Here is a 16,640-nt window from a genome sequence, read left to right on the forward strand (position 1 = left end):
ATTCTTTTTTCCTGTCTGTCATAAGTTGCAATATTAAATGTTTTAAACTTATAGACAGAGTTTATTTTACAGTCTCCTATAATTTGAAAAAACTCCTAAAATTTGAGCAAAAACAAAGAAAATCGATGGCAATGGTTGCCATTTTGTTTTTACCATCGAATAACCACAAAACAGACCTCAAAAGAAGCCTTTTCCCGGCACCAATTTTCCTGAACTAAAATGGATCGCCTATAAAAATGATGGCCTTAAAATGCTTTTTTGCACCTCGTTAATCAATAAAATTCTCTAAAAAAGGAGTTGTGCATCAGCTACCTGTGTTACCAAACGTTTTTTCATTTTATCCAAAAATCTTCCAGTGGAAATTCAAAAATTTTGTACTTACCATCATATTTCTCAATTATTGAGATATTATAACTCCAAGCACTATCAAAAGCATTCTCAGATTGTAAACTGAAAATCTCAGATGTATCTTTTTTCTCTATTAATTTAATTAATGGGTCAAAGTCTTGGAGTATAGAAAACTCAGTATTGGAAAGATATTTTGGAGTGACTTTTAATACTGATAATGTATCATTTTTAACTTTAAAATTTTTCAGTTCAAACTTTCTTTCATATCTGAACTCGTTTCCATTTTTATCCCAAATTCTACCATTTGAAAATCCAGTCTCTAAGTCATATCCACTTATTATGAATAAACTGTCAATTACCGTAAAGTCAGTTTTATATTTCTTTTTTATTATTGAAAGAACTTTCTCCAACTCCGAGATTCCAGAATTAATTGTCTCTTTTGCCTCGGAGTCAAGGGATTTTGGATTTTCTTTTTTTATTCTTTCAACCCGATATTTTCGGATGGTATCAAAGATTTCCTGTCCATTAGTACATTGAGCACCAATTGTCAAAATAATGGTAAGTAATATTAAAATCTTCGTTTTCATTCTTCTTTCAAAATGTTTGGTAACGTTAATAATATGAGCAGTAGTGGACTTTTAAGCGGTTTCGTGTCAAGTTGCTAAGTAGCCAAAGCTGCACCTTAGCTAAATAGTCAAATCGACAGATTTGGCGGGGCTGATTAGAACTACTACCGCCCAAATAATCACAGAAACCGCTATTGCTTATATTTATTGTTAGCATTTCGTATTTTTTATTCCTCCAGCTTCATATGTAAAGTTGGATAAGGTTTTCCTGATGAATCTAATTCTGAACGTTCAAATGTTCTAAATCCAAATCTCTCATAAAATCCAACTGCCTGTTTATTGTCTTCATTCACGTCAACTTTTGTAACTTTTTGTTCTTTGATTGAATATTCTAAAAGTACTTTCCCGATACCATTTCCTCTTACAGCAGGATGTATGAATAACATTTCAAGATTACCATCAGCAACTCCACTAAAACCTATTATTTCTTCTTTTTCGTTTCTGACGCATCTTAAGTCAACTGCATCAAGGTATGTGTTTAAAATCAAAGGTTTGAAATATAAAATATCCTCTTCTTTCAAAAAATCATGAGTTGCTCTAACGGAAGCTTCCCAAACATCTACAACTTCCTGATATTCTTCTTTCTTTATTTTGTCAATTTTTATTTTCGTCATTATTTCTTCTCTTTATTTTCAACTTATTATTGGTACAATATGCTTTCTCAAACACATGTCGTTTCCGTCTGTAATTATTTATCTATGCTTACTTAATTCTACTTAATATGAATGCTAACGGTTGGTGCAAGTGGAGTGCGGAGCTTTGAAACGGCAACTTGTCATGTTTGCACGGAGCCAAGCCGGCGTAGCACTAAATTTTGTTTTTTATTACCAATCCGTCAACGACGGATTGGCGGTGGTTGAACAGGGCGAAAACGCAGGAATACCCAGCCAGTCCGCATTACATTTGCACTTTGTTACCGCCTGGTTTTTATTCTTTTCCAATATCTGTGTATTAAATATTTGATTTTTATATTTCGTGACTTTTCAAATCTTTTCTTGACTAAATTCTTCGCTGTATTTTCGATAGTAAATTTTGCAACTCACCCAAATTTGTTCTACTCAGATTTTAAAATTTGTTTTTTCTATTAATTCTTTTTTTATGGACTCCAAATAATTATCCATTTCTAAGGTTTTGAAAATTCCGCCTCGAATTTCAATTACGTTTTATCCCATTTAATTTTTGTTTCAATTAGATTTAGCAAGATTTTTTGTCCAACAATTTGTATGCTATTTTCTCTATAATCTATAATTAATTTTCCTCCATGCAGATTAGTAACTTTTTTTAGTTTTGATTTCTTTTCAAATGTTGAAGAATTATTATCTCTATTAATTTCTTGGTAGCCTTTCTCAACCAGAATACTTTCAACTTTTTCTGATAAATTTTCAAAATTGGTACTGTTTTTAATCGTCATTATTCCTTTTCTGTCAACAAGAGGTTGAATTAAACCTTGAGTTAATGGAACAAAAACAAGTATTATCCAATTTCTACTAAATACTTCTTCAAAAGGAGTTTTTAATAAAATGGTAAATATTAAATATGCTAATCCATTTAACAGAGCGAAAGAAATCAATGTAATTTTAAACATTACAGGAATTGATGCTTTATAATATTTTATTTCAATTGTCATCTTTCATTTTTTTTCATTCAAACTTGGCGGTAACGGTTACCTGTATGTTTTTGTGGCGTCGAGCACCCATCCTCGGTGCCACGAAGAACTGTCGTTTCCGGTTTTATTTTTTAGGGAGGATTTTAATCATCTTTTAGGAAATTGCTTAATATGCATTAATCGATAGTTCTAATATAAAGAAAATATTGAACAATAAGAATAGCTTGAATATGTATTATTCAGGCTATTGTTCATATTACAAGACTTAGAAATTCCTAAAGTATATTGCAAAAAAAATGCTCTGCATTTTGCAGAGCATTTATATCTACCAAAGATAAACTTTGATTTTAAATCTTTAATTCTTAGTCGTGTACAATTTTCATAGCATCTCTTTTTTTCATTACTTCTTCTACAAAATAGAACTATTTAAGTGATAAATGCAAATGTTTTATATATTTTTTGCAAATATTTAATCTTTAAGACCAATAATAGCACTTAATCCAAAACCTGGTTCAACCCAACCGGCACAAATAACATCTACTTTATTATTAGGAGTTTCGTTAATCTTGATAGAAGCATTTGCCGAGAATGAATCTATTTTCTTTACGATTATGCCTTGGTCACATCTAATTCTCATTGTTAACGTATTTATTGGAGATAAGTTTTTGTAAATTAAATTATGCCAATGGTCATTTCCATATTCTATTGCAGACCTTTCGATAATAAAGCTATCCAATTTATTAAATTCTTCAGGAACTTCACATATCCCCATTTTATTTACAGAACTATCTTCACTTATATTTTTATTACAACGGGGGTCATCCTTATTAAGTATTTTGTATTCTCCTTCAATAACTTCTCCATCTGCAGAGTAAAACTTAACTTGTTCAAAAGAATCATCTTCATTTTCAAGACCAGTTTGGAATGGCTCATGCTTACCATGAAATTTATAGGTTCTATATCTAACTTTAGATCGACAAGTGACTACTTTCTTTTCTTCATCAAAAAAACAGAAAATATCTATGTTTAAATCGCTTCGAAAAGGGCGTTTGAACATTTTCAAACCTTTTTCAATAAAGTTCTCAAAATATTTTTCAGTTGGTTTATAAATATTTGCCATTTCAATAGAAGGTCTGAATACTTCTTTTGCTAATTTCTTCTTTTCACTTTCAGCTAATCTTTCTACATATTCAGACGATGACATTTTGTTAATTATTTTTTCATTTATGAACTCAAGAAAATTTTGAGTACCAATCACAATTGAAAAAACACCTGAAATAATTATTGCAGTACCCGATGTAATAAATAACTGGACAAGTAAATTAAAGAAGGTTGTACATTTTATAAAGTTTAGAACAAGAGTATCTTCTTCTATTGGTTGAATATCAATTATTAGCCCAATAATAACTAATAAGATTCCAATAATGAACATGAATACAACTGAAAATTGTTGAACAAGTGAAAGATTTTTTTTCTTTTTTTTATTTTCTATTTTTTCCTCTTTAACTTCTTCTTTTTTATTTCCTTTTTTAAGTCCAAACATGATTAGTTTATTTTGTTGATAAGGTAAAAATAATAAAATTTATTGTTTGTTTATTTCGCCAAAATTTCAATCGGTTTTGCAAAAACCGAAGCGCGTCGGCAAAAAAATAGAACCTACCACTACCTTGTCATTGAAATACCCAATAGCCATAAAATATACAGTTTGTTGGCAACTGGTTTTTATTCTTTAAAGCGCAATAGTGAAAGTTTCTTATTAATTTATATTTCACGATTTGCGCTTTTTAAACTTGTTGCCAACGGTCTCGGCTATGCGTAGTGCGGGATTTTAAGGCACTTTCCTTTCCGTTTAGCAATTAGTTTATTTAATGTAAATACTTTCATATCAGCACTATTGCCCACATTACGTATAGCCATTGTTAGCGGCTGGCTTTCTTTATTTCTTTAGTTATTTTATCCATCTTTTCATTCCAATACTCTTTCATTTCGGCTCTCTGATTGAAATCGGTAAGTTTTTCTTGGTGAAAACTGATTAGCGTTCTGTTTTTACCCTTTCCGATTACCCGAACTTGTACGGTGGACATATTTTCCCATTCTTTCTTTTTCCAATTCATTCGAATGTGCGAATTTGGCTTAAAGACACGTACAAGTCCGTTAATTCCATCTTTGGTTCGGTATTCTTTTTTTAATTCAAGAGATTTTACAAGTTCGCCAAGCCAAATTTTCAGACCAGCATCCGAAAACATAAAGTCCCAAGCTTTTGGTTCTGAAATGGGAAATGTTTTTTGAAGACCAAATTGAAATCCCACATCTTTTGTTTTGCCTACTGGTTTTGCCATTCTGTATCATTTACTGTTCGGGTAAGAAAGCAATTGCATCTATTTCTATTAAAAAATCAGGATTTACAAGTCCTGCGACAAAAAGTACAGTGACTATCGGTTGATTTGAGTTTTGTCCTAAATATTTTTGAGAAACTTTAAATCCCATTCGAGCATCTTGACCCTGCACGATATTAATGTTGAGTTTGACAAGATTGTCAAAAGTAGCTCCGCAAGCCTTTAATGCTATTTCCAAATTTTTCATTACTTGTTCAGTCTGTGTAGCGATATCGTTTTTACCAACAATTTCGTGATTTTGGTCAACTGAGTTTTGTCCACCAATATAAATTGTCTTTCCGTTTCCCTGGGTCATAACGATTTGAGAAAAGGCTGGGCTTTTAAAAAGTCCATCTGGATTTATATGTTGATTTCTACTTTCCATAATTTTATCGCAGTTGTTTTTTTCAGCTTGCTGCTAACGGTTAATTGAATGTATAGTTAGACAATGGATTATTAAAATAAAAGTTAAACCAAATCGAATTTTAGCAGACCGTTCATTTGTTTAAGGTCTAATTATATATTCAAGTTGTTATCATTCGGTTTTTATTCTTCACCATTATGAGAAAATTTATAAAGAATATTAAGTACCTTTTTAAAAATGACTTGGAGAGTAAATTTGACTCATGTGATAACAATTCTATTTCGTTGTCAAGTTTGAATTCTTCCAAAGCGAGATTTCGTCTATACGGTGCCCCTTTGATAGGTCGCGAACAATGATTTTTCTTTGACGTTGTATTTCGTCGTTAAACAACTCTATATCTTCTTTGTCTATGCTGAAATTTATCAATGCATTTATTCTTGCTTCAATAGATAAAAGCATTTCAAGTATTAGGCTTAGATTCTCGGTTTCTTTTTCGTTCATAATTTTAAATTTTAGTCTATGGAATCTAATCGTAAAGAATCAGATAGATTTGATGGTGATTTTGGTGTGTTTTTATTTATAAGGGTTTTGTTTTTGATATCATTGTGTTCTACATTGTTTTTTTTGCTAACATAGTACGAAATACAAAATCCAAGTATTGGTAATATAATAGCAGTTATAATACATTTAAATTTTAGTTTATGGAATCTAATCGTAAAGAATCAATATCAGATAAAGAATCATTTACTGGCACAGAGCTTTTTATAATGTGGTTAATTGCATTTTCTTCTGGTGCATTATCTATGTGGCTTGTTGTTGGATGACTATTGAACAATTATTGCTAATAAAGGGATTACTACTATGCTGATAATTTGGATTATAGGATTTTTTGCAAGCTTATATATGATATTGCTTGGAGCAGGTGTTTTTGACATTGACGAATAATAAATAAATTTAATTATGCTTTCAGAAAAAAAAATAAAAGACATAGTTGAGACAATTATATGCTCAATTGTTGGAATTTTTATAGTGTTTTTGTTCTTATGGCTTACAAAATAGGCTGTTTACACAAGCGCCTATTCCTGCTATAATTACTGCATATATTAATTTTAATATCCAAGACGGAATATTCATCTTATATATTATCTTTTCCATAAAATTACAATCACCAAGTTCATCCCAACCCAATAGTTCAAAATCACAATAATACTTGGGGCTTGGATGGGATGATATAAAATCTTCTTTTTCATCTTTTCTTATTATTTGATATTGCTTTTGATTTTCCATTAAGTTACCTCGCCACACAGGAATAAAATAAGCTCTTATTAGTTTATTATATTTCATTTTGTCTTTATTATTATTTTAACTGAATGATAATTGTGTTTTTTACAACTCTATTCCAATCCTTATTTCTCATTGCCATCCTTTTTAGTTTTGAACTGAATGATAACTACTGTGTATCATCATTGTTGTTATATCGCTTATAGCGTTATTTCTTATTGTTGTTATACACCCAAATAGGTGTGGAAAGAACACATATTATGTTATTAATGCTTTTTCGCTTTATTTTAGGGCCGGTATACAATGCTTGTTTGTTTTTGGTGCCTTAAATGTAAACATCTTATGTTTAAAAAGCAAGGCAAAACAAAAAGGCTGCCCTCCGGATACAGCCTTTTGTTTTTATTGTTTTAAGCAGCAGAATCAATCTTCTTCCACCACTTCGTTGTCGGGTTCTTCGCCCGGCCGCGATACAAGGAACTGAAAGCTATTAGGTGGGGTAAATAAAATACATTTTGGCTACTAGGGAAAAAACAAAAATACCAAAAAACCGTGTAGGCACACGGAGAATCAGGCTTTTAGTTAAAATTGCGGTGTAAGTGGTTGCATATCAGTTAACATTGGCTTAACTCAGCAGCGAATCACAAGTCATTTTTATTCATTTTAAATAAGCCCTGTAATTGGCTGAAAACAGGCACTTTTCGTTATTGGCAAGCCAACTTTTAACCTGTTTTTTGCTAAAAAAGGCATTCCCGTTAACGTTAACGGAGAACTTTTTAAATGTATATTTGCCCACGCAAAAAAAATAAAACGCAATACAACGTAAACGTATTGAAGAAAATAGAAAAGGAAGAAAAGATGAAGAAATTAAATCGAACGAATGCAACTGAAACCGTAAAATATCCAACAAGGATACTTCAGTTTGGAGAAGGAAACTTTTTACGCGCCTTTACCGATTGGATCGTAAATAAAATGAACAAAGAAACCGGGTTTAACTCGGGAATAGATGTGGTACAGCCGCTGGCAAATGGGATGATTGAACTGCTGAACGACCAGGACGGACTTTTTCATGTGTACCTGAAAGGAATTAAAAACGGGAAGCCTGTAACGGAGTTTACGCTGGTTGACTGTATTAACAAAGGCATAAACCCTTACAGCGATTTCGAATCGTATAAAGCGAGTATTTTAAACCCCGATTTGCGTTTTGTGTTTTCGAATACTACTGAAGCCGGTATTAGTTGGGAAGAAAACGATACCCTGGATATGGCTCCGCAGAACTCGTTTCCGGCAAAAGTAGCAGCAATGTTGCACATGCGTTACAAGGCATTTAACGGCGATACCTCAAAAGGATTAATCTTTTTTGCCTGCGAGCTGATTGACCGTAACGGAGAAATGCTGAAAAAACTTGTGCTTCAGCATGCCGAAAAATGGCAGTTGGGCAACGATTTTATCACCTGGGTTAACACAGCCTGCTGTTTCTGCAGTACTTTGGTTGACCGTATTGTGCCGGGCTTCCCGCGCGACGAGATAAAAGAAATTCAAGAGGAACTGGGCTACGAAGATAACCTGGTTGTTGTGGGCGAATATTTCCACCTGTGGGTAATTGAGGCTCCCGAATGGGTACAGGATGAATTTCCTGCAGCACAAGCGGGCCTCGACGTGAAATTTGTAAAAGACATGACCCGTTTTCGTGAACAAAAGGTGCAGGTGCTTAACGGGTGCCACACCGGAAGTTATGCCGTTTCGTACCTGAGCGGTATTGAAACCGTGCGCGACGCCTACGAAAACCTCGAGGTGGGTAATTTTATGAAAGAACTGGTTTACGACGAAGTTTTGCCCGTTTTAGATGGTACCGAAAAAGAACTCAAGAAATTTGCCAATAAAATTCTGGAACGTTTTGCCAACCCCTTTATTCGTCACCAGTGGCAAAGTATTGCGCTCAACGCCATGTCGAAATGGGAAACACGTAACTTACCATCGTTAATCAACTTTAACGAAAAGCATGGTATGTTGCCACAAAAACTGGTATTCTCGCTGGCTGCAATGATTGCGTATTTTAAAGGAGAAGCAAACGGCGAAATATATAATGTGCAAGACGACCAGTGGATTGTTGATTTCTACAAACAAGCTTGGGCCGAATGCGATGGCCGCCCAATTTCAATTTATAACTTGTGTGAAAAAGTACTGGGCCTCGATAAGGTGTGGAAACAAAACCTGAATGAAATTCCGAACCTTACCATTACCGTTAGTCATTACCTGTTTTTAATTACCCAGGTTGGTATGAAAAGAGCAGTAAAAGCTGTACTTAGCGAAGATAACCCGCTGATGCAGATTACCATTGATAAGATGAGCAATTAAACGAATACTTTCTCGCAGATTACGCGGATTTCGCCAGGATTAATTGTTTAAAATCTGTGTAATCTGCGCCATATGCGAGAAATTTATAAAGAACAGAAATGGCAGACTACATAAAAATAAATCCGAACGACAATGTGATAATCGCGCTGAAAGATTTTCGGGCCGGTGAGACGCTGACCGTCGACGGAACGCAGTTAACAATTGCCGGCGATGTGCCAAAAGGACATAAAATAGCACTATCCGCTATTGCTCCCGATGCGGACATAATAAAGTATGGCGCACCCATAGGACATGCCACTACCGCGATTGAAGCCGGCGAACACATACATGTTCAAAACCTGAAAACCAATCTTTCAGGAACTATCAACTATTCGTTCAACCAAAAATTGAACGAGCTGAAAATTGCGCAACGCGAGCTCACGTTTCAGGGGTATAAGCGGGCGAATGGCAAAGTGGGTATTCGTAACGAGTTGTGGATTGTTCCAACAGTGGGATGTGTGAATGGCCAGGCACAACAAATAATTGATTTGTTTAAACAGGAAGTAAACCCCAACGATATTGATGGGGTAGAGGTGTTTAAACACAGCTACGGTTGTTCGCAATTGGGCGACGACCATACCAATACCCAGAAGGCGCTGGCCGACGTAATTAATCATCCGAATTCCGGAGGTGTTTTTGTGCTGGGCTTAGGTTGCGAAAACAACCAGATTGACCAACTTAAAACCTTTATTGGCGATTTCGATGAAAGCCGTGTGCGCTTTTTAGCTGCCCAGGATGTGGAGGATGAAGTGGAAACCGGTCTTGAGATTGTAAAAGAAATTTACGAGGTAATGCACACCGATAAGCGCGAGCCAGTTCCACTCTCGGAACTAAATATAGGCTTAAAATGTGGTGGCTCCGATGGGTTTTCCGGAATAACTGCAAATCCCCTGGTGGGGGCCTTTTCCGATTTTCTGGTGGCGCAGGGCGGAACAACCATACTTACCGAAGTGCCTGAAATGTTTGGTGCCGAAACCCTGTTGATGGAGCGCGCGCAAAATAAAGCGGTATTTGATAAAACGGTAAGCTTAATTAACGATTTTAAAGATTATTACCTGCAACACAAGCTTCCGGTATACGAAAATCCTTCGCCTGGCAATAAAAAAGGAGGTATCTCAACACTCGAGGATAAGTCGCTGGGATGCACTCAAAAAGGAGGCATGGCCACCGTAGTTGATGTGTTAAAATATGCTGAACCCATAAAAACAAAGGGCTTAAACCTGCTTTCGGCTCCCGGCAACGATTTGGTGGCTGCATCGGCCCTGGGATTTAGTGGCTGTCAGATGGTACTGTTTACCACTGGCCGCGGAACACCTTTTGGCAGTTTTGTTCCTACCATGAAAATTTCTACCAATTCGGATTTGTACCACAAAAAGAAAAACTGGATTGACTTTAATGCCGGTACCCTGTTGGAAGGAAAAAGCATGGAGCAACTTCTTGAAGATTTCGTACAGTTTGTAATTGAAATAGCAAGCGGCAAACAACTTAATCACGAAAAAACTGGTTTTAAGGAAATCGCCATTTTTAAAACCGGCGTAACACTATAGTTTTCAAATAGAATGTATTTTTTTAGTAGTTCCCTGCAGCCTTTGGTTGCGGGGATTTTTTTTGGATAGCCCCAAAATCTGTGTTGTTTTGTCCCCTTGTTCTTCAATGCTTAATTGAACCGCCAAAAAACTTTTTTCGCTGAAATGAATGTTGCAAATGCGAAAAAAGTCAACGTTTCCGAAAAAGCAATCTAAAACTCTGAATATCTTAATCTGTAAGGCTTCGGACAGATGTTTCTTTCAGTGTTAAAAAATTTTCAACCTGTTATCAAATACCCATACTAAAATTTCTCATTTCGCATATAAATTTATCTTTGTCTACTGCAAAATATTTTTTTGTAAAACCAAGCTGGGAAACCAAAGAAGAAACAATTTCAATTTAATACTAAACCGTAGCCAGAAGCTACAATAAAATTTTCATCTTATGAGCAACATTTTTTTAATTGTGCCTATAGCCTCGCTGTTGGCTTTGGCATTTGCCTGGATTTTCTTCAAATCGCTGATGAAGAATTCAGAAGGTACTGACCGCATGAAAGAAATTGCACAATACGTTCGCGACGGTGCAATGGCTTATTTAAAGCGTCAGTATAAAGTAGTGGGAATTGTATTTATAGTACTTTTCATCCTGCTTACCATTATGGCGTATTTTGGTGTTCAAAATCCATTTGTTCCTATTGCATTCTTAACCGGTGGTTTCTTCTCCGGACTTTGCGGTTTCCTTGGAATGAAAACTGCAACTTTTGCATCAGCAAGAACTGCACACGGAGCTTCACAATCTTTAAATAAAGGTTTGCAAGTGGCTTTCCGTAGTGGCGCTGTTATGGGATTAATTGTTGTGGGTTTTGCATTGTTAGATATTGCAGCCTGGTATTTGTTTTTAAGCGAAGTAGTATTTACTCCTGCACACCTGGCCAATGGCCTTGAGTTTTTAGGTTTGCATTTTGTACACGGAAGTGCTGATTACGTCGCCAACGGTGTAATTACCGAAGCCGGACAAAAAGTTAAACTGGTAGAGATTACAGTAACGATGTTAACTTTCGGAATGGGTGCGTCAACACAAGCCTTGTTTGCACGTGTTGGTGGTGGTATTTACACCAAAGCAGCCGATGTTGGTGCCGACCTTGTTGGTAAAGTTGAAGCCGGTATTCCTGAAGACGATCCGCGTAACCCTGCTACAATTGCCGACAATGTTGGCGATAACGTAGGTGATGTTGCCGGTATGGGCGCCGACCTTTACGAATCGTATGCCGGTTCTATTTTGGCAACCGCTGCGCTTGGTGCAGCGCTTCCCGCAATTGTGCTGAAAGATACGGGTATCGACCCAATTAAAGCAGTAACTGCTCCAATGATTGTGGCGGCAATAGGTATTTTGCTTTCAATTATTGGTATTTATATGGTTCGTACAAAAGAATCGGCTACTCAGAAAAACTTATTAAATGCCTTGCTTATCGGAACGGGTGGTAGCTCGGTTCTTATTCTTTTGGCACTGGTAGGTTTAGCATTTTTAGGTTGGATTACCTGGGGTGTTTTCTGGGCTGTTGTTATTGGTTTGGCTGCTGGTGTAATTATTGGTCAGGCAACCGAATATTATACTTCTGACGAATACAAGCCAACAAAAGGTATTGCCGAGCAGGCACAACAAGGTCCTGCAACCACCATAATCGATGGTATTGCTGTTGGTATGAATTCAACATGGATTCCGGTTGTAACCATCGTGCTCGGAATTATGGGTTCGTTTTGGGCCGCGGGTGGTGCCGAACACTTTGCCATGGGGGTTTACGGAATTGGTTTTGCTGCTGTAGGTATGCTTTCAACTCTTGGAATTACCCTGGCAACTGATGCTTTTGGTCCGATTGCCGATAACGCAGGTGGTAACGCCGAAATGGCAGAATTAGATCCTGAGGTTCGTGAACGTACTGATGCATTGGATATGTTGGGTAATACAACTGCTGCAACCGGTAAAGGTTTTGCAATTGGTTCGGCCGCACTTACTGCCATGGCACTTATTTCGGCTTATATGGAAGAAGTTCGTTTGTGGTTTGGTAAAATTGCCAAAGCTGGCGAAGGTTTTGTTACCAAAGGAGAATATGTGTTCTATAACGATGTTGCACCTGCAGTGGAAGAAGGAGTAAAAGTAATTAAGATTTCTGCTGCTTCTGTAAAAGATTTCTCTGCAGCTTACGATATTACGCTTTTTAATCCATTGTTCCTGGGTGGTTTATTCCTGGGCTCGATGATGGCCTTCTTGTTTAGTGCAATGACAATGAAAGCTGTTGGCCGTGCTGCCGGTGCAATGGTTGAAGAAGTACGTCGTCAGTTCCGCGAAATAAAAGGAATTTTGGAAGGTACTGCTACTCCTGAATATGCTAAATGTGTGGAGATTTCAACACGTGGCGCGCAGAAAGAAATGTTGGTTCCGTCGTTGGTGGCTATAATTGTGCCAATTATTGTTGGAGCAAGCATGGGAGTTGCCGGTGTAATTGGTTTGTTGGCCGGTGGTTTAACAGCAGGTTTTACATTGGCAGTATTTATGAATAACGCAGGTGGTGCCTGGGATAACGCCAAAAAATTCATCGAAAAAGGAAACTTCGGTGGAAAAGGTAGCGAAGCACACCACGCTGGTGTTGTTGGCGATACTGTTGGCGATCCTTTTAAAGATACTTCAGGTCCTTCGTTAAATATTCTGATTAAATTAATGACAATGGTATCGGTTGTAATGGCCGGTTTAACAGTAACACTGAGTTTGCTGTAAATCCACCCCTCTGTCCCTTATGGGGGATGCAGATAAAATATTCTGAAAAGACCATCTGTCGGAAGGCAGGTGGTTTTTTTATGCCTTGCTTTAAGCTGCGCCCGCTAAATGGCAAAAGGGGTAAGCACTTACTATAATTCCTGTTAATTCTCTATGGCTGATAAACAAAATTTAACTTGCAGGATGAACAAATCGTTTGTAATTTGAGTTACTCTTTTTAAAACGTAGAATACTAATCAAAAAAAAATAACACCATGGCAAATCTTTCAACAACCTACATGGGTATCGAGTTAAAAAATCCACTCATCCTTGGAGCAAGCAACTTAGTAACAAAACCCGATGTAATAAAACAAATTGAGGAGGCAGGAATTGGCGCAATTGTTTATCGTTCGCTTTTTGAAGAGCAAATACAGCTCGAGAACCTGCAAATGGATGAAGAATTAAGTGAGTATGAAAACCGTAATGCGGAAATGACCAACTTGTTTCCCGGTTTGGAACACGCAGGACCTAAAGAACATTTGTACAATGTAGCGAAAATGGTTAAAAGTGTTGATGTACCGGTGTTTGCGAGCTTAAATGCCATTTACGAACCAACCTGGATAGAATATGCCCAGGAGCTGGAAAAAACCGGTGTGGCAGGACTGGAAATCAACCTTTACGCTGTACCCGGTTATTTCGAGGTTACCGGCGAGTCGATAGAACAGAAACAGGTTGAAATTGTAAAAGCAATAAAACAGGTCGTTAAGATTCCGGTAAGTGTAAAAATTAGTTTGTTTTACACCAATCCCTTAAACTTTATTAAAAAAGTTGATGAAGCCGGTGCCGATGGTTATGTGCTGTTTAACCGATTCTTTCAGCCCGAAATTGACATCGAAAAAGAAGAATACTTTTATCCGTGGGAATTAAGCAACCCGAAAGACCACATGGTTGGCCTGCGTTACGCCGGTTTGTTACACGGAAATGTTGACGGTAGCGTTTGTGTTAGCCGTGGTATTTACGATGCCAATGATGTTATAAAAATGATTTTGGCCGGAGCAGATGTGGTGCAAATGGTAAGTACTGTTTACCGTAATTCACCATCGGTAATTTCTGATATCTTGATGGATATTAACCGTTGGATGGATGATAAAGGCTACAAGTCGTTGGATGATTTCAGAGGAAAGCTTTCACGCAAAAACATGAAAGATCCTTTTGCTTATCAACGTGCACAATATGTTGATATTTTAATGAAATCAGAAGATATCTTTAAAAAGTACCCGATGGTATAAGGAGGAGAATTTCTTAAAACATATAAAAAACAGGAACCAGTCGGTTCCTGTTTTTTTATGGTCAAAATTGAAAGAGAATGGCAATCCTGCACCTTTTTATCTTATTATTTATGCATCACCGTGTCTGTTTTTGTGAAAATTTCATGTTCTCTTTTTTATTATTCTTTGCGCAATTAAATTTTTTCAGATAATTGTTAATGGGCTTGATGTCAGCTTGTTGTGTGGTGTTTTTAGTCTGGGGGTGAGTTTTTTGGCTGCCAAAAACAGGTTGTAATAAAAATTTAATTGAAATAAAATTGATTAAAAGACAATAATGTCTTAAATTGTATCGGATTGGATGCACGATCAAACATTTTACAGGTAAAAATTAATAGGTTATACCCTGATGTTTGGATTGTATTGTTTGTAATTAAAACGCTAACAAAATTAAAAATATGAATAGTATTAAGTCCCGAAGATTATTTTTACGTAATGCAGGATTAGTTTCCCTTGGTATTGCAGCGATACCAAATCCCCTGTCTGCTGCGAAAGCCATTGATACGAAAACAGATGAAAATGCAGAGCTACAGGATCTCGGTAATATTCGCCGGCAGCTTCTGGTAAAAGGCAGGGTTTATGATAAAAAAGCGAAACGACCTCTTTCGAATGCTGAAATTGAAGTGTGGCATGACGCAGATAAGTGGAGTGTCCGGCCATTTCACAAAAAAGTAATTACTGATGAGAATGGTTATTACCAATTTGTATCAAAGCGGCCCGATAAACTAAACGGCCAGTCGCCGAGAATCAATTTTAAACTTTCCAATTCGGTTGATAATTATAATACCGAGTTGCTTGTTAATGATTTTGGCGCTTTTATTACCGACAAACACTGGGTGATGAACCGTGCTATTGGCGATGAGTTGTTTCCACAGTTTAAAAACCTCCCAACACACACAGAACTTACTTTTAACTTATCGATATAATATTTATACACTAAAAGATTAAAGTTATGGAACCCTTTATTGGACAAATTATGATGTTTGGTGGCAATTTTGCGCCCCGTGGATGGGCTTTATGTGATGGACAGTTATTATCAATTGCGCAGAATACAGCCCTGTTCTCGATACTTGGAACTATGTATGGCGGCGATGGTCGTACCACTTTTGGCTTACCCGACCTTCGTGGAAGAGTTGCTATACATCCGGGAACAGGACCGGGATTATCTACTTATCGTCAGGGACAAAAAGGAGGAGTAGAGAATGTTACCCTCTCAGTTAATCAAATTCCTTCACACAGTCATGGTGGTACCGGTACCATTCAGGCAGCATCAGGGCAGCCCGATGAAACAAGCCCGATTGGAACAGTGCCGGCACCATTAACCAATGGAACAGAAGGTTATGCTGAAACGGCCAGCGGTGCGATGAAAGCCGACGGCGTTACATTGAATATACAAAATACAGGAGGTAGTCAGTCGCATACCAATGTGCAGCCTTATAACTGTGTGAATTTTATTATTGCATTGCAGGGGATATTTCCTTCACGAAGCTAAAACAAAAAATTATGGAACCATTTTTAGGACAAATTATAATGTTTGCCGGCAATTTTGCCCCAAGAGGGTGGGCAATGTGCGAAGGTCAGTTATTACCCATTAATAGTAATCAGGCTTTGTTTTCTATTTTAGGAACAACCTATGGCGGCGATGGGCGTACCACCTTTGCTTTACCCGATCTCAGAGGAAGAGTAGCAATGCATCCCGGTTCCGGACCGGGATTATCGACGTATCGCTTGGGGCAAAAAGGAGGTGTTGAAGATGTTACACTTAATATAAATCAAATTCCGTCGCACACCCACAGTGGCACCGGAACGGTTCAGGCAGCTTCAGGCCAGCCTGATGAAACAAGTCCGATTGGCACGGTTCCGGCTCCCTTAACAAACGGAACCGAAGGTTATGCAGAAACGGCAAGTGGTTCAATGAAAACTGATGGCGTTACATTGAATATTCAAAATACCGGAGGAAACCTGGCGCATAACAATATTCAGCCCTTTAATTGTGTAAACTTTATCATCGCATTACAGGGTATATTCCCTTCTCGTAGCTAA

General features: G+C 37.0%; 16 protein-coding genes. 8 read left to right on the forward strand and 8 right to left on the reverse strand.

The window, feature by feature from the left end; genetic code table 11:
• Positions 1-332: 332 nt before the first annotated feature.
• From QZ574_RS10530 to QZ574_RS10560, 7 genes are all read right to left on the reverse strand, one after another.
• Positions 333-935, reverse strand: a complete 603-nt coding sequence (locus QZ574_RS10530; protein ID WP_297089443.1) for a hypothetical protein — start codon at positions 933-935, stop codon at positions 333-335.
• 206 nt (positions 936-1,141) lie between these two features.
• Positions 1,142-1,588, reverse strand: coding sequence for a GNAT family N-acetyltransferase (locus QZ574_RS10535; protein WP_297089444.1), 447 nt, complete (start codon positions 1,586-1,588; stop codon positions 1,142-1,144).
• A 542-nt stretch (positions 1,589-2,130) separates the two neighbouring features.
• Positions 2,131-2,601, reverse strand: a complete 471-nt coding sequence (locus tag QZ574_RS10540; protein WP_297089445.1) for a hypothetical protein — start codon at positions 2,599-2,601, stop codon at positions 2,131-2,133.
• Positions 2,602-3,049: 448 nt separating this feature from the next.
• Positions 3,050-4,123: a hypothetical protein gene (locus tag QZ574_RS10545; RefSeq protein WP_297089446.1), complete on the reverse strand. Its 1,074-nt coding sequence runs from the start codon at positions 4,121-4,123 to the stop codon at positions 3,050-3,052.
• A gap of 376 nt (positions 4,124-4,499) precedes the next feature.
• A complete protein-coding gene (locus QZ574_RS10550) occupies positions 4,500-4,919 on the reverse strand; it encodes an SRPBCC domain-containing protein (RefSeq protein ID WP_297089447.1) in 420 nt (139 codons plus the stop codon).
• A 10-nt stretch (positions 4,920-4,929) separates the two neighbouring features.
• The gene (locus QZ574_RS10555; protein WP_297089448.1) at positions 4,930-5,340 is read right to left on the reverse strand and encodes a RidA family protein; all 411 of its coding nucleotides are present in this window, start codon (positions 5,338-5,340) and stop codon (positions 4,930-4,932) included.
• Positions 5,341-5,595: 255 nt separating this feature from the next.
• Positions 5,596-5,820, reverse strand: coding sequence for a hypothetical protein (locus QZ574_RS10560; RefSeq protein ID WP_297089449.1), 225 nt, complete (start codon positions 5,818-5,820; stop codon positions 5,596-5,598).
• Between the two features lie 200 nt (positions 5,821-6,020).
• On the opposite strand from QZ574_RS10560, the gene QZ574_RS10565 reads away from it, so the two are divergent.
• Positions 6,021-6,143, forward strand: coding sequence for a hypothetical protein (locus QZ574_RS10565; protein ID WP_297089450.1), 123 nt, complete (start codon positions 6,021-6,023; stop codon positions 6,141-6,143).
• Positions 6,144-6,360: 217 nt separating this feature from the next.
• Here QZ574_RS10565 and QZ574_RS10570 read toward each other — a convergent pair whose 3' ends face one another.
• Positions 6,361-6,663: a hypothetical protein gene (locus tag QZ574_RS10570; RefSeq protein ID WP_297089451.1), complete on the reverse strand. Its 303-nt coding sequence runs from the start codon at positions 6,661-6,663 to the stop codon at positions 6,361-6,363.
• Positions 6,664-7,455: 792 nt separating this feature from the next.
• Here QZ574_RS10570 and QZ574_RS10575 point away from each other — a divergent pair.
• The 7 genes from QZ574_RS10575 (at position 7,456) to QZ574_RS10605 (ending at position 16,640) form a co-directional block, all read left to right on the forward strand.
• A complete protein-coding gene (locus QZ574_RS10575) occupies positions 7,456-8,955 on the forward strand; it encodes a tagaturonate reductase (protein ID WP_297089452.1) in 1,500 nt (499 codons plus the stop codon).
• A 98-nt stretch (positions 8,956-9,053) separates the two neighbouring features.
• Positions 9,054-10,541, forward strand: a complete 1,488-nt coding sequence (locus tag QZ574_RS10580; protein WP_297089453.1) for an altronate dehydratase family protein — start codon at positions 9,054-9,056, stop codon at positions 10,539-10,541.
• A 424-nt stretch (positions 10,542-10,965) separates the two neighbouring features.
• On the forward strand, positions 10,966-13,293 hold the full coding sequence (locus QZ574_RS10585) for a sodium-translocating pyrophosphatase (RefSeq protein ID WP_297089454.1): 2,328 nt from the start codon (positions 10,966-10,968) through the stop codon (positions 13,291-13,293).
• A gap of 254 nt (positions 13,294-13,547) precedes the next feature.
• Positions 13,548-14,561: a dihydroorotate dehydrogenase-like protein gene (locus QZ574_RS10590; RefSeq protein ID WP_297089455.1), complete on the forward strand. Its 1,014-nt coding sequence runs from the start codon at positions 13,548-13,550 to the stop codon at positions 14,559-14,561.
• A gap of 434 nt (positions 14,562-14,995) precedes the next feature.
• A complete protein-coding gene (locus QZ574_RS10595) occupies positions 14,996-15,523 on the forward strand; it encodes a hypothetical protein (protein ID WP_297089456.1) in 528 nt (175 codons plus the stop codon).
• A 26-nt stretch (positions 15,524-15,549) separates the two neighbouring features.
• Positions 15,550-16,089, forward strand: coding sequence for a tail fiber protein (locus QZ574_RS10600; protein ID WP_297089457.1), 540 nt, complete (start codon positions 15,550-15,552; stop codon positions 16,087-16,089).
• Positions 16,090-16,100: 11 nt separating this feature from the next.
• Positions 16,101-16,640 carry a tail fiber protein gene (locus tag QZ574_RS10605; protein ID WP_297089458.1) on the forward strand — a complete coding sequence of 180 codons (540 nt, stop codon included), beginning with the start codon at positions 16,101-16,103 and terminating at the stop codon, positions 16,638-16,640.

Source organism: uncultured Draconibacterium sp., from assembly GCF_913063105.1.
Classification (GTDB): domain Bacteria; phylum Bacteroidota; class Bacteroidia; order Bacteroidales; family Prolixibacteraceae; genus Draconibacterium.

What these genes read in the sequence shown, in the direction of transcription:
- QZ574_RS10530 (WP_297089443.1), bottom strand. Translation starts at nt 935, where the DNA reads ATGAAAACGAAGATTTTAATATTACTTACCATTATTTTGACAATTGGT.
- QZ574_RS10545 (WP_297089446.1), bottom strand. Translation starts at nt 4,123, where the DNA reads ATGTTTGGACTTAAAAAAGGAAATAAAAAAGAAGAAGTTAAAGAGGAA.
- QZ574_RS10585 (WP_297089454.1), top strand. Translation starts at nt 10,966, where the DNA reads ATGAGCAACATTTTTTTAATTGTGCCTATAGCCTCGCTGTTGGCTTTG.
- QZ574_RS10605 (WP_297089458.1), top strand. Translation starts at nt 16,101, where the DNA reads ATGGAACCATTTTTAGGACAAATTATAATGTTTGCCGGCAATTTTGCC.
- QZ574_RS10565 (WP_297089450.1), top strand. Translation starts at nt 6,021, where the DNA reads ATGGAATCTAATCGTAAAGAATCAATATCAGATAAAGAATCATTTACT.
- QZ574_RS10550 (WP_297089447.1), bottom strand. Translation starts at nt 4,919, where the DNA reads ATGGCAAAACCAGTAGGCAAAACAAAAGATGTGGGATTTCAATTTGGT.
- QZ574_RS10540 (WP_297089445.1), bottom strand. Translation starts at nt 2,601, where the DNA reads ATGACAATTGAAATAAAATATTATAAAGCATCAATTCCTGTAATGTTT.
- QZ574_RS10575 (WP_297089452.1), top strand. Translation starts at nt 7,456, where the DNA reads ATGAAGAAATTAAATCGAACGAATGCAACTGAAACCGTAAAATATCCA.
- QZ574_RS10595 (WP_297089456.1), top strand. Translation starts at nt 14,996, where the DNA reads ATGAATAGTATTAAGTCCCGAAGATTATTTTTACGTAATGCAGGATTA.
- QZ574_RS10570 (WP_297089451.1), bottom strand. Translation starts at nt 6,663, where the DNA reads ATGAAATATAATAAACTAATAAGAGCTTATTTTATTCCTGTGTGGCGA.
- QZ574_RS10580 (WP_297089453.1), top strand. Translation starts at nt 9,054, where the DNA reads ATGGCAGACTACATAAAAATAAATCCGAACGACAATGTGATAATCGCG.
- QZ574_RS10535 (WP_297089444.1), bottom strand. Translation starts at nt 1,588, where the DNA reads ATGACGAAAATAAAAATTGACAAAATAAAGAAAGAAGAATATCAGGAA.
- QZ574_RS10590 (WP_297089455.1), top strand. Translation starts at nt 13,548, where the DNA reads ATGGCAAATCTTTCAACAACCTACATGGGTATCGAGTTAAAAAATCCA.
- QZ574_RS10560 (WP_297089449.1), bottom strand. Translation starts at nt 5,820, where the DNA reads ATGAACGAAAAAGAAACCGAGAATCTAAGCCTAATACTTGAAATGCTT.
- QZ574_RS10555 (WP_297089448.1), bottom strand. Translation starts at nt 5,340, where the DNA reads ATGGAAAGTAGAAATCAACATATAAATCCAGATGGACTTTTTAAAAGC.
- QZ574_RS10600 (WP_297089457.1), top strand. Translation starts at nt 15,550, where the DNA reads ATGGAACCCTTTATTGGACAAATTATGATGTTTGGTGGCAATTTTGCG.